Origin of the sequence: Nitrospirillum karajorum, assembly GCF_036348415.1 — a bacterium.
Lineage (GTDB): Bacteria > Pseudomonadota > Alphaproteobacteria > Azospirillales > Azospirillaceae > Nitrospirillum > Nitrospirillum amazonense_B.
The window spans coordinates 2469983-2491171 of the sequence record NZ_JAZBQB010000003.1; the positions used below are offsets into that span (position 1 = coordinate 2469983).

The window sequence follows — 21189 nt, forward strand, 5'->3', positions numbered from 1 at the left end:
CCGTCCGCCCTGACGCGATGAGAGAGGCGAAGATGGCTGAGATTACGGCTGCGCTCGTTAAGGAGCTGCGCGAGAAGACCGGCGCCGGCATGATGGACTGCAAGAAGGCCCTGAACGAGGTCGCCGGCGACATCGAGGGCGCCATCGACTGGCTGCGCAAGAAGGGCCTGGCCGCCGCCGCCAAAAAGGCCGGCCGCGTCGCCGCCGAGGGCCTGGTTGGTGTCGCCTCCCAGGGCACCGTCGGCGCCGCCGTCGAGATCAATGCCGAGACCGACTTCGTCGCCCGCAACGACCTGTTCCAGGCGCTGGTGTCCGGCGTGACCAAGCTGGCCCTGGCCGATGCCGACGTCGAGTCCCTGAAGGGCCAGGCTTTCGGCAACGGCCGCACCGTCGCTGAAGAGCTGACCCACCTGGTCGCCACCATCGGCGAGAACATGAACCTGCGCCGCGCCGCCCGCCTGTCGGTCACCGACGGCGTGGTCGCCACCTATGTCCACAACGCCCTGACCGGCGGCCTGGGCAAGATCGGCGTGCTGGTCGCCCTGGAGTCGACCGGCGACAAGGCCAAGCTGCAGGAGCTGGGCCGCCAGATCGCCATGCACATCGCCGCCGCCCGTCCGGAAGCCCTGGACATCGCCGACGTCGACACCGCCGCCCTGGATCGTGAGCGCAACGTGCTGGCCGACCAGGCCCGCGCCTCCGGCAAGGCCGAAGAGATCATCGCCAAGATGGTCGAAGGCCGCCTGCGCAAGTACTACGAGGAAGTGGTGCTGCTGGAGCAGACCTACGTGATCGACCAGGAGACCAAGATCCGCAAGGTCGTCGAGAACGCCGCCAAGGACGTGGGCGCCCCCGTGAAGCTGACCGGCTTCGTGCGCTTCGTGCTGGGCGACGGCATCGAGAAGGAAGAGAGCGACTTCGCGGCCGAAGTGGCCTCGATGGCGCGCTGATCCGTCAGCCTTCCGAGCGTTGAGTAAAACCGGCGCGTCCAGCGATGGACGCGCCGGTTTCTTGGGTGCCTTACCTCGGAGCGGGGGCGCCCGCCCATGCCGGCGGCACCTTTTCTGTGTCAGCGCGGGATGGCGATTTCATCGACATTTCCCTGTAGGTAGAGTGGCCGCCGGCGCCATTACCGGCGCCGCTCTTTTCGTGCGCCTCGATTTCGGCTCAATTCGGGGCTCCATTGCATGAGCCCCCTGCAACGCCAGGCTTGGCGGCGGGGGCCGGTTTGCAGTAGAGCTAAGCCGGATCTGACCCCGGACACTCGTGGCTTCCCAACCCGGCTTGTCGCCGGGCCCACCCATCGGCGAGAGGACCTGACCCCGTGGCTGCCCGATACCAACGCGTACTTCTGAAAATCTCGGGCGAGGCGCTGATGGGGGACCGTGAATTCGGTCTCGACCAGAAGGTCGTCAATCGCGTCGCCGACGAGGTCAAGACCGTCATCGCGATGGGCGTCCAGGTTTGCCTGGTCATTGGCGGCGGCAACATCTTCCGCGGTGTTTCCGGCGCCGCGTCGGGCATGGAACGCGCCACGGCCGACAACATGGGCATGCTGGCCACCGTGATGAACGCGCTCGCCATGCAGAGCGCGCTTGAGCGCATCGGCGTTCCCACGCGCGTGCAGTCCGCCATCCCCATGGCCAGCGTGTGCGAGCCCTTCATCCGCCGCCGCGCGGTGCGCCACATGGAAAAGGGCCGGGTGGTGATCTTCGCCGCCGGCACCGGCAACCCCTTCTTCACCACCGACACGGCCGCCGCCTTGCGCGCCTCGGAAATGGGCTGCGAGGCGCTGCTGAAGGGGACCAAGGTCGATGGCGTCTACACCGCCGACCCCAAGAAGGACCCTACGGCGGAGCGCCTGTCGTCGCTGAGCTATCTCCACGTCCTGTCGAACGATCTGCAGGTCATGGACGCGACGGCGATTTCGCTGGCGCGCGAAAACAACATTCCCATCCTCGTCTTTTCCATCCATGAGGAAGGCGCCTTCGCCGAGGTCATGGACGGACGGGGTCATTTCACGATCATTACGGAAGAAGAGGCTTGAACGTGGCCGCTCCCTCAATGGACGACATCACCCGGCGCATGGATGGCGCCGTCGAAAGCTTGCGCAAGGAATTTGCCGGCCTGCGCACTGGCCGCGCGTCGGCCAGCCTGCTGGAACCGGTGACGGTGGAGGCCTACGGGTCCCACATGCCTCTGACCCAGGTGGCCACCGTCAGCGTGCCGGAGCCGCGCCTGATCACCGTGCAGGTGTGGGACCGCACCATGGTCAAGGCGACCGAGAAGGCCATCCGCGAGGCCGGCTTGGGCCTGAACCCGCAGACGGATGGCCAGATCATCCGCGTGCCCATCCCCGACCTGAACCAGGAGCGCCGCCAGGAACTGGTGAAGGTGGCCAACAAGTACGCCGAGCAGGCCCGCGTGGCCGTGCGCAACGTGCGGCGCGACGGCATGGACATGCTGAAGAAGCTGCAGAAGGACGGCGACCTGTCCGAGGACGAGCACAAGACGTGGTCGGACAAGGTGCAGGCCCTGACCGACGCCCACATCAAGAAGATTGATGAGGCGTTCACCGCCAAGGAAAAGGACATCACGCAGATTTGATGTCCCGTTTCCCCGCCCGCGCCCCAGGCCGCGTCCCAGGCCGTCCCAGTTCCTGCCCGAGAGTCCCATGTCCGGTGCCGCAGTGCCCCTGAACGTCCGTCCCCCGCCCATATCGCCATCATCATGGATGGCAATGGGCGCTGGGCGACGCGCCGCGGCCTGCCCCGTACCGCCGGCCACAAGAAGGGCGTGGAGGCGGTGCGCCGGGTGCTGGAGGCGGCGCGGGAAATGGGCGTCTCCTACCTCACGCTGTTCAGCTTCTCGTCCGAGAACTGGGGCCGGCCGGAGGGGGAGGTCAGCGAGTTGATGCACCTGCTGCGGTTCTATCTGCGGGGGGAGATCGCCACCCTGCACAAGAACGGCATCCGGCTGCGCATCATCGGCGACCGGTCACGCTTGGCGCCGGACATCATAACGTTGATCCAGAACGCCGAATCCCTTACGGCGAACAACACCGGCCTCACGCTGGTGATGGCGCTCAGCTACGGCTCGCGCCAGGAGATCGCCAATGCCGCCCGCCATCTGGCGGAAGAGGTGCGGGCCGGCCGCATGACGCCCGATCAGGTGACCGTGGAACGCCTAGGCGCATCCCTTTATACCCAGGACATCCCCGACCCGGATCTGTTGATCCGCACCAGCGGGGAAAAACGCATCAGCAACTTCCTGCTGTGGCAGATGGCCTATGCGGAGCTGGTGTTCGTGGAAACGCTGTGGCCGGACTTTGGTCGCCAGGAATTGGATGATGCCATCCAGGAATTCCATCGACGCGATCGCCGGTATGGGGCAACGGTTGGAACGCGCTGAAGGGCTGTTGGCCAAGCTGCCGGGTGATCTGAAGACCCGTATCCTCTCCGCCTTGGTCCTGGGCCCGCCGGTATTGGCGGCCGTATGGCTGGGCGGCCTCGTCTTCCAGGCGGTGCTGGTGGCGGTGGCCGTCATCGCCGGTCTGGAATGGCTGCGCCTGGTGGTGCCGGGCCGCCAGCCCTGGGCCACGGCCATGGGCCTTATGACCATCCTGGTGACGCTCAGCGGCGAGTTCGTGGCCGGCCCGCTGTACGGCCTGGTCCTGCTGGCGGCGCAGACCGTGCTGCTGTGGTGGGCTGCCGCCGGCGGACGCCCCGGCGCGCCGCCCGTCGATGACACCCCGATGGGGCAGGGCGGACGCTTGCCGGCGCCGTTGTTTTTCGCGCTGATCGTCCCCTATGTGGGCGGTGGTTGCCTGGCGCTGGACTGGATACGCAACCGCGCCGGTCCCGAGGCCATCTGGCTGTTCCTGTTCCTGCTGCTGGCCATCTGGGCCACGGATATCGGCGCCTATGTCGCCGGCCGCGCCATCGGCGGCCCCAAGCTGGCGCCGCGCATCAGCCCGAAGAAGACTTGGGCGGGCCTTTTGGGCGGCATGTCGGCCGCGGCTTTGGTAGGGTTGGCGTTGTCGCCGCTGGCGACCGTCTCCTCGCCCGGCGCTGGCGCCTTGGTGGCGGCCGTGATCGCCGTGGTGGGACAGGCGGGCGACCTGTTCGAATCGTATATGAAGCGCCGCTGCGACGTGAAGGACAGCGGGTCGCTGATCCCCGGGCACGGCGGATTGTTGGATCGTATTGATGGGCTGGTCATGGCGGCGCCGGTGTTCGCGCTGTTCCACGCCCTCATTGGGGAGAATGGGTCATGGTGGTGAGTTCCCTGCAGGCCGTTGCGGCGGCCCAAGTGGCGGTACCCGAGGGGGCGGGCGCCCCCGCGCCGGCCACGCGCACGGTGACCATCCTGGGCTCCACCGGCTCGGTGGGCTGCAACACGGTCGAACTGGTCGCCGCCGATCCGGAGCGGTACCAGGTCGAGGCGCTGGTGGCCCGCAAGAACGTGGACCTGCTGGCCCGCCAGGCCAAGGAATTGCGCGCCAAGGCCGCCGTGGTGGCCGATGAGGCCCACTACGCCGCCTTGAAGGACGCGCTGTCCGGCACCGGCATCGAGGTCGCGGCGGGCGCGCAGGCGGTGGTGGACGCCGCCGCGCGTCCCGCGGATTGGGTCATGGCCGCCATCGTGGGGGCCGCCGGCATGGAGCCGACGCTGGCCGCCGCCCGGCGGGGCGCCACCGTGGCCTTCGCCAACAAGGAGGTGCTGGTTTGTGCCGGCGCCCTGATGATGGCCGAGGTGAAGCGCCACGGCGCTACCTTGCTGCCCGTCGACAGCGAGCACAGCGCCATCTTCCAGGTCTTCGACTCCGAGCGGGTGGACGGTGTCAGCCGCCTGATCCTGACCGCCTCGGGCGGGCCGTTCCGCAACAAGACCCGGGAAGACATGGCCCGCGCCACGATCAAGGAAGCCGTGGCGCATCCCACCTGGGACATGGGCGCCAAGATCTCGGTTGACAGCGCCACCATGATGAACAAGGGCCTGGAGGTCATCGAGGCCCACCACCTGTTCGGCATGCCCGAGGACAAGATCGACGTCCTGGTCCATCCGCAGTCGGTGGTGCACAGCCTGGTGGAATATGTCGACGGCTCCGTCCTGGCGCAGTTGGGTACGCCGGACATGCGCACCCCCATCGCCGTGGCCCTGGGCTGGCCGCGCCGCATCGCCACCCCGGGGGAGCGGCTGAACCTGGTGACGGCCGGCCACCTGGAATTCTACGCCCCGGATCCGGAGAAGTTCCCGGCCCTGCGCCTGGCGCGCGAAGCCATGCGCGCCGGGGGCTGCGCCGCCTGCGTCATGAACGCCGCCAACGAGATCGCCGTGGCGGCCTTCCTCGATGGGCGCATCGGCTTTCTGGATATCGAGCGCATCGTCGAGCACACAATGACGACTGTGCCGCATTCGCGCCTTAATTCACTGGACGATGTGCGCGAAGTCGATACCGTGGCGCGGCGGATTGCGTCCGAAGCGATTCAGGCGCGATAGGAAACGGGGGTCCCGGCCGTTCAAGGATGACCGGGGCCTGCCAGTCAGGTTGCGATGCCTCCATCGGTGACGTTTTGTTCACCAAGGGGGCGCACCATCGCGGCCAGGCGAATGGGCCCCTTCGTATGCGTGTCCCAGGTCCCCGGCCTTGCGGCGGGATGGCGGGAAGCCCGGAAGGAGGGGGTGTTATTGGAGTTTGGGACGATGCATCAGATCGTGAACTACGCCAGCACCTATGGTGGCACCTTCCTGGTGGTGTTGACCGTCCTCGTGTTCGTGCACGAGTTCGGCCACTACTACGTGGCCCGGCGCAACGGCGTGCGGGTGGAGGTGTTTTCCATCGGCTTCGGCCCGGAAATCTGGGGGTTCAACGACCGTGCGGGCACGCGCTGGAAGTTCAGCCTGATCCCGCTGGGCGGTTACGTGAAGATGTTCGGCGACGCCGACGCGGCCAGCCGGCCCGGCGCCGAAACCCGCGCCATGACGCCGGAAGAGCGCGCCGTGTCCTTTCACCATAAGCGGGTGGGCCAGCGCGCCGCCATCGTGGTGGCCGGACCCATGGCCAACTTCCTGTTCGCCATCGTCGCCTTGTCCATGCTGTTCATGTTCTACGGCCAGCCCTTCACACCGGCCGTCGTGCAGCAGGTGGAACCGGACAGCGCCGCTGCGGCCGCTGGCTTGCAGGCCGGTGACCGTGTGCTGGAACTGGGTGGCCACAAGATTGAGCGTTTCGAGGATCTGCAACAGATCATCGCCGTCAATCCCGGCGTGACGCTGGATGTGACGGTGCAGCGCGGCGACGCGCAGCTGGGTCTGAAGGTCACGCCGCGCGCCGTGGAGTCGGAAGACCGCTTCGGCAACAAAAGCCGCATCGGACGCCTCGGCGTCGTTCGTGGCCAGGATGAATACCACCGCCGTGATCCGCTGAACGCGGTGTGGGCGGCGGGCAAGGCGACCTGGGCGCTGGTCGTCGGCACGCTGAACGCGGTGGGCCAAATGATCGCAGGCACCCATGGCACCGAAGATTTGGGCGGCCCGCTGCGTATCGTGCAAATGTCCGGTGAAATGGCGCAATTGGGCTTGGTCCAGGTCATCTGGTTCATGACCGTGCTGTCCGTCAACTTGGGCCTGATCAATCTCTTTCCCGTCCCCATGCTGGACGGCGGGCATCTTATGTACTATGGCCTGGAAGCTTTGCGGGGCCGTCCCCTGGGCGAGCGCGCTCAGGAATATGGTTTCCGGATCGGCCTGGCTTTGGTACTTAGTCTCATGATTTTCGCCACTTGGAACGATCTGATCCACTTCGGTGTGGGCAGCTTCGTTAAGTCTCTGATCTCCAAAGTTTGACCGGGGGAAATAATTGGGTTCGGTTTCGAGAGTAGCGGCGCTGTGCCTGGTTATCGCCGGCACCACCGCAACGTCAGCTGTCGCTCTTTCGTCCGGTGCCTGGGCTCAGGGGATCCTGTCCGGTGGCGTCATCAAGGACATTCGCGTCGAAGGCACGCAGCGTATCGAGCAGGCGACCGTCCGCTCCTACCTGGTGGTGTCGCAGGGCGACGCCTTCAATCCGGACAAGATCGATAAATCGCTGAAGGCCCTGTTCGCCACCCAGCTGTTCGCCGACGTGACCCTGCGTCGTGATGGCGACACCCTGGTGGTGTCCGTGGTCGAGAACCCGATCATCAACCGCGTGGTGTTCGAAGGAAACAAGCGCGTCAAGACGGAGGACCTGCAGTCCGAAGTCCAACTCCGCTCGCGCCTGGTGTTCACCCGGTCCCGCGTGCAGCAGGACGTGCAGCGCATGCTGGACGTCTACCGCCGCAATGGCCGTTTCGCCGCCCGCATCGAGCCCAAGATCGTCCAGCTGGAACAGAACCGCGTCGATCTGGTGTTCGAGATTGATGAAGGCCCGCTGACCGGCGTGCAGCTGATCAGCTTCATCAACAACAACATCTATGACGACAGCGATCTGCGCGACGTCATGGTCACCAAGGAATTGCGTTGGTGGCGCTTCCTGTCCAGTGACGACACCTACGATCCCGACCGTCTGGCCTACGACAAGGAACAGATCCGCCGCTTCTACTTCCGCAACGGCTATCCCGATTTCCGGGTGATGTCGTCCGTCGCGGAACTGACGCCGGACCGTGAGAAGTTCTTCATCACCATGTCCCTGGACGAGGGCAAGCGCTACAAGTTCGGCAAGATCGAACTGACCAGTGCCATCAAGGACATCGACCTCGCCCCCCTGCGCGAGGTGATCGAGACCAAGGAAGGCGACTGGTTTAACGCTGACAAGATCGAAAGCACGATCAACAAGCTGCAGGACAAGCTGGGTGACCAGCAGTACGCCTTCGTGCAGGTGGATCCCAATGAGGAGCGCCACCCCGACACGCAGACCGTCGACCTGCACTTCGAGATCAACCCCAGTCCGCGCGTGTTCGTGGAGCGCATCGACATCAACGGTAACCTCATCACCCTGGACAAGGTGGTGCGGCGTGAGCTGCTGCTGGCCGAAGGCGACCCCTTCAACGCGTCCAAGGTCAAGCGTTCCGAGCAGCGCGTTAAGGACCTGGGCTTCTTCGATGACGTGAAGATCAAGCCGAGCGAGGGCAGCACGCCGGACCAGGCGGTCCTGACCGTCGACCTTAGCGAGCAGTCCACCGGCGAAATCCAGGTGGGTCTGGGTTACTCCACCACCGAAGGCGCGCTGATCGACTTCTCGATCCGGCAGCGCAACTTCCTGGGTACGGGCCAAGACATCCGTTTCTCGACGATGTGGTCCTACTACTCCAAGGAATTCACCATTTCCTATACCGATCCCTACTTCATGAACCGGGATCTGGCGATGGGCGTGGACCTGTTCCGCACCGACCGCAACGCGAACACGACGGAAGAGTCCTACAGCTACGACATGTCCAGCACGGGCTTCGACATCCGTGCCGGCTTCCCCATCTCCGAACGCTTGCGCGAACTGGTGACCTATACGCTGTCCCACACCCGGATCAGCGACATCACCTATGAAACCACACGCTTCGTGCAGGAGCAGGTGGGTGCGACGACGACCTCGTCCATCCAGTCAGCCCTGACCTTCGACGCCCGTGACAGCCGCCTGAAGCCCACCTCGGGCTACTACTTCACCGTCAGCAACCAGGTGGCCGGCCTGGGCGGCAGCGTGCACTTCCTGCGCAACCGCCTGACCTCCGGCATTTACTTCCCGCTGTTCAGCAACGTCGTGCTGAAGATCGAGGGCGAGGTCGGCTACATCCTGGGCTTGGGTGGCGAGTTCGTGCGTATTCAGGACCGCTTCTTCCTGGGCGGCGACACCCTGCGCGGCTTCCAGGTGGCTGGCGTCGGTCCCCGCGCCTTCAGCAGCAACGGCGGCAACGACGCCCTGGGCGGCAAGCGGCTGGTGCGTGGCACCTCGGAAGTCACCTTCCCGCTGGGCCTGCCGGAGGAATTGGGCGTGGACTTCCACGTCTTCACCGATATCGGCGCCCTGGACCAGAGCGGCGAGTCGCCGTTGCCGGGCGACGATTTCCATGACGAGTTCGCGTTCCGCGCCTCCTCCGGTGTCGGCGTGTCCTGGAAGTCGCCTTTCGGCCCCATCCGCATCGACTTGGCTTATCCGTGGATGAAGAAGAGCTACGACCGCATTCAGCAGTTCCGCTTCAGCTTCGGGTCGCAGTTCTAAGAACGAAGGGACGGGACATGATGGCGTTCGTACGCCGCACCACTTCCCCGGCCGTTTACGTTTCCGGTGCGAGGGCCGCCTTGGCGGCCCTCGTTCTTGGTTTTGGGGCCATCGCCCATCCCGCGGCGGCGGCACCGCCGGCCAAGGCTCCACCCAAGCCGGCCGCCAGCGAACCCCAGCAGAAGCCGGTCACCACCATCGCCGTTGTCGACGTGCAGTTCCTGCTGGAAAAATGCTCCGCGATGCAGAGCATGAAGCGCCAGGACAGCGAGCAGACCCAGAAATTCCAGGCGGAACAATCGCAGCAGGAACAGTTGCTGCGGCAGGCGGAAAAGGAACTGGCCAACCAGCGCACCGTGCTGGGCCAGGAGGCCTTCGACGCCAAGCGCAAGGATTTCGAGCAGCAGGTGGCGGAGGTGCAGCGGCGCCTGCAGGAGCGCAAGCGCCAGCTGGACAACGCCTTTTCCGCCGCCAGCGCCCAGTTGCGCGACAGCATGGTGCATGTCGTGGGTGAGGTGGCGCGGGAAAACGGGGCCACCTTGGTCATCCCCCGGTCCAGCATCATCTATATGGCGGATGACGCGCAGGACATCACCAACACCGTGCTGTTGCGTTTGAACGCCACTTTGCCGCAGATAACGGTCAACATTCCGAACTGACCGGTTCCCGGGCGCCCCCGTTTCGCAGGATGGGGCGCGCGGGCCCCGCCACCGTCCTCGAAAGGTCCGCTTCATGGCCGATCCCCGTTTCTTCAACCGGGCCGGGCCCTTCACCCTTGCCGATTTGGCGCAACGGTCCGGCGCCGAGATCGCGCCCGGCTGCGACCCTGGCCTTGTGCTCAGCGATGTCGCCGCCTTGGATGCCGCCGACCAAGGGCAACTGAGCTTCCTGGACAACAAGAAGTACGTGGCCGCCTTCAGCGCTACCAAGGCCGGTGCCGTTGTGGTGCATCCCGCGCTGGCGTCCAAGGCGCCGGCCGGCGTCGCCCTGCTGCTGTCGCGCAACCCCTACAAGGCCTACGCCTTGTGCGCCCAGGCCTTCTACCCCGCGACGGCCCCCACCGGGGCGATCAGCGCCGGGGCCCATGTCGACCCCACGGCCGAGGTGGGGCAGGGCACCGACATCGCCGCCGGTGCCGTGGTCGAGGCGGGGGCCGTGATTGGCGCCCGGTGCCGTATCGGCCCCAATGCCACCATCGGGGTCAACGTCCGGCTGGGCGATGACACGGTCATCGGCGCCAACGCCTCACTGACCCACTGCATCATCGGCTCGCGCGTCACCATCTACCCCGGCGCCCGCATCGGCCAGGACGGTTTCGGTTTCGCCATGGATCTGGCAGGGCATGTCCGCGTGCCCCAGATGGGGCGTGTCCTGATCGAGGATGACGTGGAAATCGGGGCCAATGCCACCGTGGACCGGGGGGCGGGACCCGATACGATCATCGGCCGGGGCTGTATGATTGATAATTTAGTGCAAATCGGGCACAACGTGCACCTCGGTGCCGGCTGCGTCATCGTGGCCCAGGCGGGGATATCGGGCAGCACGCGGCTGGATCACCATGTCGTGCTGGCGGCGCAGGCCGGCGTGACGGGGCATTTGAAGATCGGTGCGGGCGCGCAGATCGCGGCACAAAGCGGTGTCATGCGGGATGTGGAGCCAGGGGAAAAGGTCGGCGGATCGCCGGCCGTGCCCATGCGCCAATGGCTGCGCCAGGTAGCGGCGCTGGGCCGTCTGGTGCGGGGTAGGAATGGACAAGGTGATGGACGTGACGACTGAAGAGCAGAAGGTTCCTGGCAAGGTTCCCGACCTGGACATCCTGCGGATCATGCAGATGATTCCGCACCGTTATCCCATGCTGTTGATCGACAAGGTCGTCGACATCGTGCCGGGTGAAAGCTGCACGGGCATCAAGAACGTCACCATCAACGAGCCGTTCTTCACCGGCCATTTCCCGCAGAAGCCCGTCATGCCGGGCGTCATGATCGTGGAAGCCATGGCCCAGACCTCCGCCGTGCTGGTCATGCACACGCTGGGAGAGTCGGCCGAAGGCAAGCTGGTCTACTTCATGTCCATCGAGGAGGCGAAGTTCCGCCGTCCGGTGGTGCCGGGCGACCGCGTGGAGATCAAGGTCCAGAAGATCCAGAACCGCCGCAACGTGTGGAAGTTCAAGGGCGAGGGCTGGGTCGATGGCCAACTGTGCGCCGAGGCGACCTACGCCGCCATGATCGTGATGGACAGCTAGGCCCTATAGCAGATGAGCGCTTCCGCAGCCGAGACCGTGATCCATCCGACCGCCGTGGTCGACCCGGCCGCCCAGATCGGCGCCGGCGTCAAGATCGGCCCGTTCTGTGTGGTGGGCCCCCATGTCACGCTGGGCGATGGCGTGGACCTGAAGAGCCACGTGGTGGTCGAGGGGCGCACCCAGGTGGGCTCGGGCACCGTCATCTATCCCTTCGCTTCCATCGGCCATGCGCCCCAGGACCTGAAGTTCAAGGGCGAGCCGGCGGAACTGATCGTCGGGCGCAACAACCGTATCCGTGAGCATGTGACCATGCACATCGGGACGGAAGGCGGCGGCATGGTCACCCGCGTGGGCGACGGCTGCCTGTTCATGGCGTCCTCCCACGTGGCGCATGATTGCATCGTCGGCGACAATGTCATCCTGGCCAACAACGCCACCTTGGGCGGCCATGTCGAGGTGGGCGACAACGCCATCCTGGGCGGGCTGTCGGCGGTGCACCAGTGGGTGCGTATCGGCGCGCACGCCATGATCGGCGGCATGTCCGGTGTGGAGAGCGATGTCATCCCCTATGGCTTGGTGAAAGGGGACCGCGCGTTCCTGGCCGGGCTGAACCTGGTGGGGCTGACCCGCCGCGGCTTCACGCGCGAGGATGTGAACGCCTTGCGCGCCGCCTTCGAGGGCATCTTCGGACCGGAGGGTACCCTGGCCGATCGCATGGCGGCGGTTGAAACCGCTCACCCGGCGCCGGTGGTGGGGGAGGTCCTGACCTTCATCCGCGGCCGTGGCGGCCGCGCCTTGTGCCAGCCGCGCTGATGCCCGAGGCCCCTGTAAAGCTGGGGATCCTGGCGGGCGGGGGGACCTGCCCGGCCGGCTGGTCGATACCTGTCGCGCCCTGGGCCGCCCGGTGTTCGTGGTGACGCTGGAGGGGCAGGGCGCTACCTTGCCGGCCGACGTTCCCCAGGCCAGCTTCCGCATTGGCGCCGCCGGCGCCATCCTGGATCGCCTGCGCGCCGAAGGCGTGGGGGAGATTGTCCTGGCTGGCCGTGTGCGCCGCCCCAGCCTGGCGGAGATGCGGCCCGACTGGTTCGCGGCCAAGTTCTTCGCCCGCATCGGCGCCAGGGCCCTGGGCGACGATGGCATCCTGCGCGCCCTGGTGGCGACGCTGGAGGAGGAGGGCTTTGGCGTCGTCGCCGTGCAGGCTCTGGTGCAGGGCTTGCTGAGCCCCGTGGGCCCCATGGGCGCCTTGGCACCGGACACGGACGCTGAGGCCGACATCCGGCATGGCGTGAGCGTTGCCCGCGCCCTGGGCCTGCTGGATGTTGGGCAGGCCGTGGTGGTGCAGCAGGGCTTGGTCCTGGGCGTCGAGGCCATCGAGGGCACCGACGCGCTGATCGAGCGCTGCGGCAGCCTGCGCCGGGAGGGGCCCGGCCCCATCCTGGTGAAAATGCGCAAGCCCCAGCAGGACATCCGCCTGGATCTGCCCACCATCGGCGTTACAACGGTGCAAAAGGCGGCGGCCCATGGCTTCCGGGGCATCGCGGTGGAAGCGGGCGGTACCCTGACCCTGGGTCGGGAACAGGTGGCCCAGGCGGCGGATGGCGCCGGCCTGTTCGTCACCGGAATCGTTACGGAGGCGGTATGAACGAGGATGTGCCCCTGGTCTTCCTCGTCGCGGGGGAACCGTCGGGCGACGTGTTGGGCGGTCGGCTCATGTTGGCCCTGAAGCAGGAGACGTTTGGCGCCATCCGCTTCGCCGGTGTGGGCGGTGAGCGTATGAAGGCGCAGGGTCTGAAGAGCCTTTTCCCCATGGAGGAATTGGCCCTGTTCGGCCTGGCGGAACTGCTGCCCAAGCTGCCCAGCCTGCTGCGCCGCATGAAGGAAACGGAACAGGCCATCCTGGAGATGAAGCCGGCGGCGGTGGTGACCATCGACGCGCCGGACTTTTGTTTCCGCGTGGCGCGCCGGGTCAAGAAGGCCAACCCGGCCATTCCCCTGATCCATTACGTGGCGCCCACCGTCTGGGCCTGGCGTCCCGGCCGGGCGGCCAAGATCGCCAAGTTCCTGGACCATCTGCTGGCCTTGCTGCCGTTTGAGCCGCCCTACTTCGAGAAGGTCGGCCTGGACGCCAGCTTCGTCGGCCATCCCATTGTGGAAAGCGGCGCCGACGCCGGTGATGCCGACCGTTTTCGCGCCAGGCACGACCTCGGGTCCGACACCCGCATCGTGACCATCCTGCCCGGCAGCCGGCGCAGCGAGGTGACCAAGCTGCTGCCCGATTTCAAAGGGGCGCTGGACATCCTGGCACCCCGCCTGCCACGCGTGGTAGCGGCGGTCCCGACGGTGCCCGCCACCAAGGCCCTGGTGGAGGAGGCGGTGAAAAGCTGGCCCCTGCCGGCCGTGGTGGTGGAGGGCGACCAGGACAAGTACGACGCCTTCGCCGCCAGCGAGGCCGCCCTGGCGGCATCCGGCACGGTGGCGCTGGAGTTGGCGCTGGCCCGTCTGCCGGCCGTCATCGCCTATCGCATCCACCCGCTGACCTATCGGCTTTATCGTGGGCTGATCAAGGTGCGCTTCGTCAATCTGGTCAACATCATGCTGAACCGCATGCTGGTGCCGGAGCTGTTGCAGGAGGAATGCCGCCCCTCCCGCCTGGCGGAGGCCCTGGGCCGTCTGCTGGACGACCCCGCCGCCCGTCAGGAGCAGATCGAGGGTGTGGCCGAGGTGGCCGCCTGGTTGGGCCAGGGCGACACCCCGCCCAGCCGCCGCGCGGCCGAGGTGGTCATGCGCGTCATCCATACGCGCCAACGCGAGGCGGAGCAGGCGGGCCTGTAATTACGGTCGCGCCATGAGCTTTGCTCCGCCGGCGGTGCCTTATCCCCGGCGGACGGCACGCCGGGCGCCCGCGACGCAGAGGACCACCACCAGGGCCGTGCCCAGAAGGGCCAGCCCCACCGGCTCGCCCAGCAACAGCGCCGCCAAGCCGAAACTGCAGAAGGGTTGCAGCAACTGCAACTGCCCCACCGCCGCTGTGCCGCCCAGGCTCAGGCCGTGGTACCAGAACAAAAACCCGATCAGCATGCTGAACAGGGTGACGTAGCCCAGTGCCGCCCAGGCCGACGGGGGAACCGCCTGCCAGTTGACGGGGAAGGTCGTCCAGGCCAGAGGCGCCGTCACCGGCAGGGACAGCACCAGCGCCCAGCAGATCACGGGCCACCCGCCCAGATGGCGCGACAGTCGCGTTCCCTCCGCATAGGCCAGGCCGCAGACGGCGACGGCCAGGATCATGAGCCCGTCGCCCGGTGCCAGCCGCACGCCGCCCTGTGACAAGGCGGGCGCCAAGGCGTAGGCGGCGATGGCGCTTGCACCGGCGCAGGAGTACAGCCAGAAGGGCGCCCGGGGCCGGTCGCCGCCCCGTAGCGCACCGAAGACGGCGGTTGAGATGGGCAGCAGGCCGCTGAAGACGATGGCGTGCGTGCTGGGCATCCAGTGCAGGGCCAGGGCCGATAGCAGGGGGAAGCCCACCACGGCGCCGCCGGCGACGACCGTCAAACCCGGCAGGTCACGCACCCTGGGCCGGCGGGGGCGCAACAGGGCCAGCAGACCCACGGCGATGATTCCCGCCAGGGCCGCCCGCGCCAGGCTGAGGAAATTGGCGTCCAGCCCCATCAGGCCGATCTTGGTCACCGGCAGGCTGCCGCTGAAGATGATGACGCCGATCAGGCCGTAGATGAGGCCGGCGGCGGGCTGGCGCGCCGGGGCCGTCGTGAGGGCGGTGGGGACGACGGTGGTGTCCGTCATGGTGGGGCATCCTGGGCTCGTGACGCCGCCGATGCTGCCTTCCGCTGGGAAGGGTCACAAGGTATGGTGCAGTACGGTTTGACTAAACTGTACTGGTCCAAATGGCGATACAGTCAACAGAAGCATCCGCTGGCTTGACCCTGGTGGAAACGGTGATGGCCGATATCCAGGCCCGTGTGGACGGCCGGATACTGGCGATTGGCGCCCGGGCGCCGTCCATCCGCGTGCTGGCGGAGCGGTTGGGCGTGTCCAAATCCACGGTGGTGGAGGCCTACGACCGGCTGGTGGCGGAGGGCGTGCTGACCGCCCGGCCGGGCTCCGGATTCTATGTCGCCAAGCGGGCGGCTCCCCTGGTGCTCATGGGGGCGTCGTTGGCGGGGGCTGAGCCGCCGCCGGACCGGGCGGTGGACCCGCTGTGGCTGATGCGGCAGGCGTTGGAACCGGGCGAGGGTGTGCTGAAGCCTGGTTGCGGCTGGCTGCCCGCCGATTGGATGCCGGAAGCGGCCGTCAGGCGCGCCTTCCGGGCCCTGGCGCGAGCACCATCCAGCGCCCTGTTGGATTATGACAATCCCCTGGGCTATCCGGCCCTGCGCCGTCATCTCTCCGACCGCTTCGCCGGGCGGGGCATCCCGGCGGCTGTCGACCAGATCCTGCTGGCCGACAGCGGCAGTCAGGCCATAGACTTGGTCTGTCGCTACCTTTTGGAGCCGGGCGACGTCGTGCTGTTGGACGACCCCTGTTACTACAACTTCAAGACCGTGGTGGCCGCCCACCGCGCCCGCGCGGTACCGGTGCCCTATACGCCCGCGGGACCGGACCTGGCCGCTTTCGCCCAGGCGGCCGCCACCCATCGGCCGCGCCTCTACATCACCAACGCCGCCCTGCACAATCCCACAGGTGCCAGCCTGACGGCGCCGGTGGCGCACAAGCTGCTGACCCTGGCGGCCGCCCATGACATCCTGATCGTAGAGGACGATATCTTCAGCGACTTCGAGGCTGAGCCGTCACCCCGGCTGGCCGCCTTCGACGGCTTGGAGCGGGTGATCCATATCGGCAGCTTTTCCAAGACGCTGTCGGCGGCGGTGCGCTGCGGCTATATCGTGGCCCGCGCGGACTGGGTCCAGGGCATCGCCGACGTGAAGCTGGCCACCGCCTTCGGCAACGCCACCACCAATCCCCGGATCGTCCATCAGTTGCTGACCGATGGCAGCTACCGGCGGCATATGGAAGGTGTACGCGGGCGCCTGGCCGGTGCCATGGGGCGTACGGTGCGGCGGCTCGAGGCCCTGGGGCTCAAGCCCTGGGTGGAGCCACGGGGCGGCATGTTCCTCTGGGTGGCGCTGCCGCCTGGGGCATCGTCCGTGGCTCTTGCCCGGGCCGCGCTGGACCAGGGCGTGGTGCTGGCGCCGGGTGACGTGTTCAGCCTGACCAACAGCGCGGACGGCTTTCTACGCTTCAACGTCGCCCAATGCGACCATCCCCGAACCTTCGAGGTGTTAGCGCAGGTGCTGGAGACGGCTCAGAGCGCCTGATAGGCCCCATCCCGAAGGATGGGGGTCGTGGTGCTGGTGTTGACGCCCAGGGCAATCTCCACATCCCCGGCGTAGCCCCATTCGGTCAACTCTCGGCCGGATCGGCTGTCCCGTATGATGTCGGCCAAATCGCCGCGTGCGGCCGCGTACGCGTCCCGTGCCACTCGCGCCTCTGCCGACGGGGGCAGGTCCAGCGCCGCGATGATGGCGCCGGCCCCCAGCAGGTCTTCCACCGCCGGGCGCAAACCGCCATCGGGCCAGCGCTCACCCGCCGGTACGACGGCGATATCCCCGCCGTTGGCCAGCATGCGGGCCTTGCTGGCGACAGCGGCGGCGTTGCGCAGGCAACCGGCCAGCACCGTTGTGGTACCGCCCGCCAACGACAGGCGGGAGCCATTGGGCGACGGCAGCATCAGGCGCGTTCCCGCCGGAATGGTCATGAGAGACTGGGGTGACAAGCTCAATTGGCCGCCGGCGTTGCGTGGGGCCGCCAGCAGGGCGCCCGCGTCCTTGGCGGCCGCCTGTGCCGCTGCCACGTCCCCATAGGGAAAAGGCAGTATGACCGCGCTGCGGCCCACGGCGACGTCGACGGCGGTGGAGAAGGACAACACGTCGACGATGATCAACACCGCCACACGATCACGCCAAGCCTCCACCCCAGCCAGGCCCCACTCACTGCATACGGTCTGGGTCATGGGCGTACGGTTTCCATTAGGCGTCCGATATGCAGGTACGCTCCCCGTTTCAGGGACGCGTCCCTATTCACGTATCTGCCGTATCCGACATGGTGTGCCATCAACGCCATCAACGAAGGCGTTGATGGCGGCAGTCGGTACGGGAGCGCCCTCATGCCGAGGGAGGCGGTGATGGGCAGCAAGGCGAAAAGGAAAAGGCCGCCCGGTTGCCCGGACGGCCTTTCCAGAAACAGGGGAAGGTCTGCTCCATCCCCCCCTCAGTGCAGCAGGGACACCACGGTCGCCGCGATGCCCAGGACCACGCCCAGGGTGGTGACGGTCATTAAGGCCAGCCGCTTCAACCGCCGGCCCGGGGGCACGGGGTTGTCATTGGCCGGCAGGTGGCCTTCCAAGGAACGGGCGGGCAGGATGCGCGCGCGGGGCTGGGACCGGCCGCCGCCGCGCCCATTATCGCCATCACTGGGATGAACCCGCTCGCCCATCGTTCCGCCCGCCTATGCCTCAGCGCTGTTCGACCGGGACATAATCCCGCGTCGTGGCGCCGGTGTACAGCTGGCGCGGACGGCCGATCTTCTGCGACGTGTCCGCGATCATCTCCTGCCACTGGGCGATCCAGCCCACGGTGCGGGCCAGGGCGAACAGCACGGTGAACATGCTGGTCGGGAAGCCGATGGCCTTCAGGATGATGCCCGAGTAGAAGTCGACGTTGGGGTACAGCTTCTTCTCGATGAAGTACGGGTCTTCCAGAGCGATGCGCTCCAGCTCCACCGCGATGTCCAGCAGCGGGTCGTCCTTGATGCCCAGTTCGGACAGGACTTCCTTGCAGGTCTGCTGCATGACCTTGGCGCGGGGGTCGTAGTTCTTGTAGACCCGGTGGCCGAAGCCCATCAGGCGGAAGCTGTCGTTCTTGTCCTTGGCGCGGGCGATGAACTCGGGGATCCGGTCCTTGTGGCCGATCTCCGCCAGCATCTTCAGCACGGCCTCATTGGCGCCGCCGTGGGCGGGACCCCACAGGCAGGCGATGCCGGCGGCGATGCAGGCGAAGGGGTTGGCGCCGGAGGAGCCCGCCAGACGCACCGTGGAGGTGGAGGCGTTCTGCTCGTGGTCGGCGTGCAGGATGAAGATCTTGTCCATCGCCTTGGCGATGACCGGGTTGATCTTGTACGGCTCGCACGGGACGCTGAACGTCATGTTGAGGAAGTTCTCAGCATAGCTCAGGTCGTTGCGCGGATACACGAAGGGTTGGCCGATGGAGTACTTGTAGGCCATGGCGGCCAGGGTCGGCATCTTCGCGATCAGGCGGTGGGAGGCCACCATGCGCTGGCGCGGATCCTCGATGTCGGTGCTGTCGTGGTAGAAGGCGGACAGGGCGCCGACCACGCCGCACATGACGGCCATGGGGTGGGCGTCGCGGCGGAAGCCGCGGAAGAACTGCGACAGCTGCTCATGCACCATGGTGTGATAGGTGATGGAGCGCTCGAAATCGCCCTTCTGCTTGGCGTTCGGCAGCTCACCGTGCAGCATCAGGTAGCAGACTTCCATGAAGTCGCTCTTCTCGGCCAGCTGCTCGATGGGGTAGCCGCGGTGCAGCAAAACACCCTTGTCGCCGTCGATGAAGGTGATCTTGGACTCGCAGCTGCCGGTCGAGGTGAAGCCCGGGTCGTAGGTGAAGTAGCCGGTCTCGCCGTAGAGCTTGCGGATATCGACCACGTCAGGGCCGGTCGTGCCGTGCATGACCGGGAATTCGTAAGACTTACCGGTTTGGTTGTCGGTGAGGGTGACCGTTTTCTTTCCGGCCGCCGGTGTCGTCGTATCGCTCATTTCGGCACGTCCTTGTTTATACGAAGTGGGGCCCTCTGCCCCTTATTGGTCTTTATGACGCGGTGCGGAGTGTAGTGTTCCGCACCGCCGAAGGCAATGACGCCAGGAGGGTTCACGCACCCCCTGCGACATCGCTGATACGGGCCAGGGTTTCAACCCGGCCCAGGACTTCCGCCACCTCGAAAATCGGTGGCGACACGGTGGAACCGGAGAGTGCGGCGCGTAATGGCTGGGCCAATTTGCCCAGCTTCAGGCCCGTCTCCTCGGCGTACGCGCGTACGACCCCCTCCAGGGTGGCCGCGGTCCAGTCTGACGCGTCCGCGAAGCGGGTGGCGATCACCGCCAGCTGGGCGCGCGCGTCTTCCGTCAGCAATTGGGAAGCCTTGTCGTCCAGCGGAAGGGGGCGCGTCGTGACATAAAACTGTGCGCCGGCCGCAAGTTCCACCAGGGTCTTGGCCCGTGCCTTCAGGCCCGGCATGGCGCGGCGCAGCAGATCGCGGTCGGCCTCGGTCAGGTCTCGTCCCAGCGCCGTGGCCAGGCGGGGGGCGATCAGGCCCACCAGCCGGTCATCATCGGCCTGGCGGATGTAATGGCCGTTCAGGTTGTCGAGCTTGGCGTAATCCATGCGCGACGGGGAACGGCCGATGCCTTCCAGGTTGAACCAGGCGACGGCGTCCTCGGTGCTGATGATCTCGTCATCGCCATGGCCCCAGCCCAGGCGCAGCAGGTAGTTGCGCAGCGCTTCCGGCAGGTAGCCCAGGTCACGGTAGGCCTCGGCCCCCAGGGCGCCGTGGCGCTTGCTCAGCTTGGCGCCATCGGGGCCATGGATCAGCGGGATGTGAGCGAAGTCCGGCGGCGTCCACCCCATGGCCTGGTAAATCTGCAGCTGGCGGAAGGTGTTGGTCAGGTGGTCGTCACCGCGGATGACCTGGGTGACGCCCATGTCCTGGTCGTCCACCACCACCGAGAGCATGTACGTGGGCGTACCGTCGGCGCGCAGCAGCACCATGTCGTCCAACTGGCTGTTCTGCACCCGCACCTCGCCCTGCACCTTGTCGTGCAGCACCGTCTCGCCTTCGCGCGGAGCCTTCAGGCGGATGACCGGGGCGACGCCGGCGGGCGCCTCCGACGGGTCCCGGTCGCGCCAGCGGCCATCGTAGCGCACCGGCAGGCCGGCAGCCTTCTGCTGCTCCCGCATCGCTTCCAGCTCTTCCGGCGAGCAGTAGCAATAATAGGCGTGGCCCTGGGCCAGCATGGTGCGCGCCACCTCGGCATGGCGCTCGCGCCGCTCGAACTGGCTGACCGCGTCGCCATCCCAGGTCAGGCCCAGCCAGCTCAGGCCATCGATGATGGCGTCGACCGCCGCCTGGGTGGAGCGCGCCCGGTCCGTATCCTCGATGCGCAGCAGGAAGGTGCCCCCGTGATGGCGGGCGTACAGCCAGTTGAACAGGGCGGTACGGGCGCCGCCGATGTGCAGGTAGCCGGTGGGGGATGGGGCGAAGCGGGTGACGACACTCATGGGAAACGCACTCTCCGGCATGCGGGCGGGCGGCGCTTCGCCAGGCGCTTCGGGGACGGTCTCCCTGGGGGACGTCATCCAAAGGTTGACGACGCGACGCGACTATCGAGATAGCTGGTGATAAGGTCCGGCGGCAGGATAGCCGCCAAGGGCGCATCACCAGGATGCGGAAGCCGCTCAGATAGCACACCCGGAACGAAGATGCACCCTGAGGCGGGCCCCGCTGGACAGACTGGCAGTCCTCCGAATCTTGCGCCCGCAGGCCGGCCGCCCGGCAGTGGGGAACAGGACTGGAACGCGGGCGTCCCGTCCTATTTAGCTACTGGGCGGAGCGAATTTGGAACCGAGCCACCCCCTTCAGATGTGATGCGCGTCACACATCGTGTGCT

20 protein-coding genes are annotated in these 21189 nt (G+C 66.8%); 15 read left to right on the forward strand and 5 right to left on the reverse strand.

Annotated elements, in window-relative coordinates:
- The first annotated feature begins 32 nt into the window (after window positions 1-32).
- From tsf to lpxB, 14 genes are all read left to right on the forward strand, one after another.
- Window positions 33-950 (forward strand): translation elongation factor Ts, encoded by a 918-nt coding sequence (tsf, locus tag UCD39_RS25200; protein WP_330498363.1) that lies wholly within the window; start codon window positions 33-35, stop codon window positions 948-950.
- Between the two features lie 374 nt (window positions 951-1324).
- Window positions 1325-2047, forward strand: coding sequence for a UMP kinase (gene pyrH, locus UCD39_RS25205; RefSeq protein ID WP_322483299.1), 723 nt, complete (start codon window positions 1325-1327; stop codon window positions 2045-2047).
- A gap of 17 nt (window positions 2048-2064) precedes the next feature.
- Window positions 2065-2607 (forward strand): ribosome recycling factor, encoded by a 543-nt coding sequence (gene frr / locus UCD39_RS25210; RefSeq protein ID WP_145730452.1) that lies wholly within the window; start codon window positions 2065-2067, stop codon window positions 2605-2607.
- 123 nt (window positions 2608-2730) lie between these two features.
- On the forward strand, window positions 2731-3411 hold the full coding sequence (locus UCD39_RS25215) for an isoprenyl transferase (protein WP_330498364.1): 681 nt from the start codon (window positions 2731-2733) through the stop codon (window positions 3409-3411).
- Entirely contained in the window at window positions 3347-4282 is a 936-nt protein-coding gene (locus tag UCD39_RS25220; protein WP_330498365.1) for a phosphatidate cytidylyltransferase, read from the forward strand. Before UCD39_RS25215 ends, UCD39_RS25220 begins: the two co-directional genes overlap by 65 nt.
- Window positions 4273-5502 (forward strand): 1-deoxy-D-xylulose-5-phosphate reductoisomerase, encoded by a 1230-nt coding sequence (locus UCD39_RS25225; protein WP_330498366.1) that lies wholly within the window; start codon window positions 4273-4275, stop codon window positions 5500-5502. Before UCD39_RS25220 ends, UCD39_RS25225 begins: the two co-directional genes overlap by 10 nt.
- Before the next feature lie 204 nt (window positions 5503-5706).
- On the forward strand, window positions 5707-6849 hold the full coding sequence (gene rseP, locus UCD39_RS25230) for an RIP metalloprotease RseP (RefSeq protein ID WP_330498367.1): 1143 nt from the start codon (window positions 5707-5709) through the stop codon (window positions 6847-6849).
- 13 nt (window positions 6850-6862) lie between these two features.
- Window positions 6863-9193, forward strand: a complete 2331-nt coding sequence (bamA, locus tag UCD39_RS25235) for an outer membrane protein assembly factor BamA (protein WP_330498368.1) — start codon at window positions 6863-6865, stop codon at window positions 9191-9193.
- A gap of 17 nt (window positions 9194-9210) precedes the next feature.
- Window positions 9211-9852, forward strand: coding sequence for an OmpH/Skp family outer membrane protein (locus UCD39_RS25240; RefSeq protein WP_330498369.1), 642 nt, complete (start codon window positions 9211-9213; stop codon window positions 9850-9852).
- A 73-nt stretch (window positions 9853-9925) separates the two neighbouring features.
- Complete coding sequence (lpxD, locus tag UCD39_RS25245; RefSeq protein WP_330498370.1) at window positions 9926-10969, forward strand: UDP-3-O-(3-hydroxymyristoyl)glucosamine N-acyltransferase; 1044 nt, start codon at window positions 9926-9928, stop codon at window positions 10967-10969.
- Window positions 10953-11435, forward strand: a complete 483-nt coding sequence (fabZ, locus tag UCD39_RS25250) for a 3-hydroxyacyl-ACP dehydratase FabZ (protein ID WP_330498371.1) — start codon at window positions 10953-10955, stop codon at window positions 11433-11435. The genes lpxD and fabZ overlap by 17 nt, the downstream gene beginning before the upstream one ends.
- A gap of 12 nt (window positions 11436-11447) precedes the next feature.
- Window positions 11448-12248: an acyl-ACP--UDP-N-acetylglucosamine O-acyltransferase gene (gene lpxA, locus UCD39_RS25255; protein WP_330498372.1), complete on the forward strand. Its 801-nt coding sequence runs from the start codon at window positions 11448-11450 to the stop codon at window positions 12246-12248.
- 91 nt (window positions 12249-12339) lie between these two features.
- On the forward strand, window positions 12340-13077 hold the full coding sequence (locus UCD39_RS25260) for an LpxI family protein (RefSeq protein WP_330498373.1): 738 nt from the start codon (window positions 12340-12342) through the stop codon (window positions 13075-13077).
- Entirely contained in the window at window positions 13074-14267 is a 1194-nt protein-coding gene (gene lpxB / locus UCD39_RS25265; RefSeq protein WP_330498374.1) for a lipid-A-disaccharide synthase, read from the forward strand. The genes UCD39_RS25260 and lpxB overlap by 4 nt, the downstream gene beginning before the upstream one ends.
- A gap of 39 nt (window positions 14268-14306) precedes the next feature.
- Here the strand turns inward: lpxB and UCD39_RS25270 are convergent, their stop codons facing one another.
- Window positions 14307-15233 carry a DMT family transporter gene (locus UCD39_RS25270; RefSeq protein ID WP_330498375.1) on the reverse strand — a complete coding sequence of 309 codons (927 nt, stop codon included), beginning with the start codon at window positions 15231-15233 and terminating at the stop codon, window positions 14307-14309.
- A 143-nt stretch (window positions 15234-15376) separates the two neighbouring features.
- Between UCD39_RS25270 and UCD39_RS25275 the strand changes: the two genes are divergently transcribed.
- Entirely contained in the window at window positions 15377-16765 is a 1389-nt protein-coding gene (locus tag UCD39_RS25275; protein WP_330498516.1) for an aminotransferase-like domain-containing protein, read from the forward strand.
- Here UCD39_RS25275 and UCD39_RS25280 read toward each other — a convergent pair.
- The 4 genes from UCD39_RS25280 to gltX all read right to left on the reverse strand — a co-directional run bounded on the left by UCD39_RS25280 (window position 16753) and on the right by gltX (window position 20800).
- Complete coding sequence (locus UCD39_RS25280) at window positions 16753-17460, reverse strand: 2-phosphosulfolactate phosphatase (protein WP_330498376.1); 708 nt, start codon at window positions 17458-17460, stop codon at window positions 16753-16755. The two genes, UCD39_RS25275 and UCD39_RS25280, sit on opposite strands and share 13 nt — an antisense overlap.
- Before the next feature lie 257 nt (window positions 17461-17717).
- Window positions 17718-17942: a hypothetical protein gene (locus UCD39_RS25285; RefSeq protein ID WP_330498377.1), complete on the reverse strand. Its 225-nt coding sequence runs from the start codon at window positions 17940-17942 to the stop codon at window positions 17718-17720.
- Window positions 17943-17961: 19 nt separating this feature from the next.
- A complete protein-coding gene (gene gltA, locus UCD39_RS25290; RefSeq protein ID WP_145730134.1) occupies window positions 17962-19281 on the reverse strand; it encodes a citrate synthase in 1320 nt (439 codons plus the stop codon).
- Window positions 19282-19393: 112 nt separating this feature from the next.
- Window positions 19394-20800: a glutamate--tRNA ligase gene (gltX, locus tag UCD39_RS25295; RefSeq protein ID WP_330498378.1), complete on the reverse strand. Its 1407-nt coding sequence runs from the start codon at window positions 20798-20800 to the stop codon at window positions 19394-19396.
- Between the last annotated feature and the right edge of the window lie 389 nt (window positions 20801-21189).

What these genes read in the sequence shown, in the direction of transcription:
- gltX (WP_330498378.1), bottom strand. Translation starts at nt 20,800, where the DNA reads ATGAGTGTCGTCACCCGCTTCGCCCCATCCCCCACCGGCTACCTGCAC.
- lpxB (WP_330498374.1), top strand. Translation starts at nt 13,074, where the DNA reads ATGAACGAGGATGTGCCCCTGGTCTTCCTCGTCGCGGGGGAACCGTCG.
- UCD39_RS25280 (WP_330498376.1), bottom strand. Translation starts at nt 17,460, where the DNA reads ATGACCCAGACCGTATGCAGTGAGTGGGGCCTGGCTGGGGTGGAGGCT.
- UCD39_RS25225 (WP_330498366.1), top strand. Translation starts at nt 4,273, where the DNA reads ATGGTGGTGAGTTCCCTGCAGGCCGTTGCGGCGGCCCAAGTGGCGGTA.
- UCD39_RS25215 (WP_330498364.1), top strand. Translation starts at nt 2,731, where the DNA reads ATGGATGGCAATGGGCGCTGGGCGACGCGCCGCGGCCTGCCCCGTACC.
- frr (WP_145730452.1), top strand. Translation starts at nt 2,065, where the DNA reads ATGGACGACATCACCCGGCGCATGGATGGCGCCGTCGAAAGCTTGCGC.
- lpxA (WP_330498372.1), top strand. Translation starts at nt 11,448, where the DNA reads ATGAGCGCTTCCGCAGCCGAGACCGTGATCCATCCGACCGCCGTGGTC.
- lpxD (WP_330498370.1), top strand. Translation starts at nt 9,926, where the DNA reads ATGGCCGATCCCCGTTTCTTCAACCGGGCCGGGCCCTTCACCCTTGCC.
- fabZ (WP_330498371.1), top strand. Translation starts at nt 10,953, where the DNA reads ATGGACGTGACGACTGAAGAGCAGAAGGTTCCTGGCAAGGTTCCCGAC.
- UCD39_RS25220 (WP_330498365.1), top strand. Translation starts at nt 3,347, where the DNA reads ATGATGCCATCCAGGAATTCCATCGACGCGATCGCCGGTATGGGGCAA.
- tsf (WP_330498363.1), top strand. Translation starts at nt 33, where the DNA reads ATGGCTGAGATTACGGCTGCGCTCGTTAAGGAGCTGCGCGAGAAGACC.
- UCD39_RS25285 (WP_330498377.1), bottom strand. Translation starts at nt 17,942, where the DNA reads ATGGGCGAGCGGGTTCATCCCAGTGATGGCGATAATGGGCGCGGCGGC.
- UCD39_RS25240 (WP_330498369.1), top strand. Translation starts at nt 9,211, where the DNA reads ATGATGGCGTTCGTACGCCGCACCACTTCCCCGGCCGTTTACGTTTCC.
- gltA (WP_145730134.1), bottom strand. Translation starts at nt 19,281, where the DNA reads ATGAGCGATACGACGACACCGGCGGCCGGAAAGAAAACGGTCACCCTC.
- UCD39_RS25270 (WP_330498375.1), bottom strand. Translation starts at nt 15,233, where the DNA reads ATGACGGACACCACCGTCGTCCCCACCGCCCTCACGACGGCCCCGGCG.
- rseP (WP_330498367.1), top strand. Translation starts at nt 5,707, where the DNA reads ATGCATCAGATCGTGAACTACGCCAGCACCTATGGTGGCACCTTCCTG.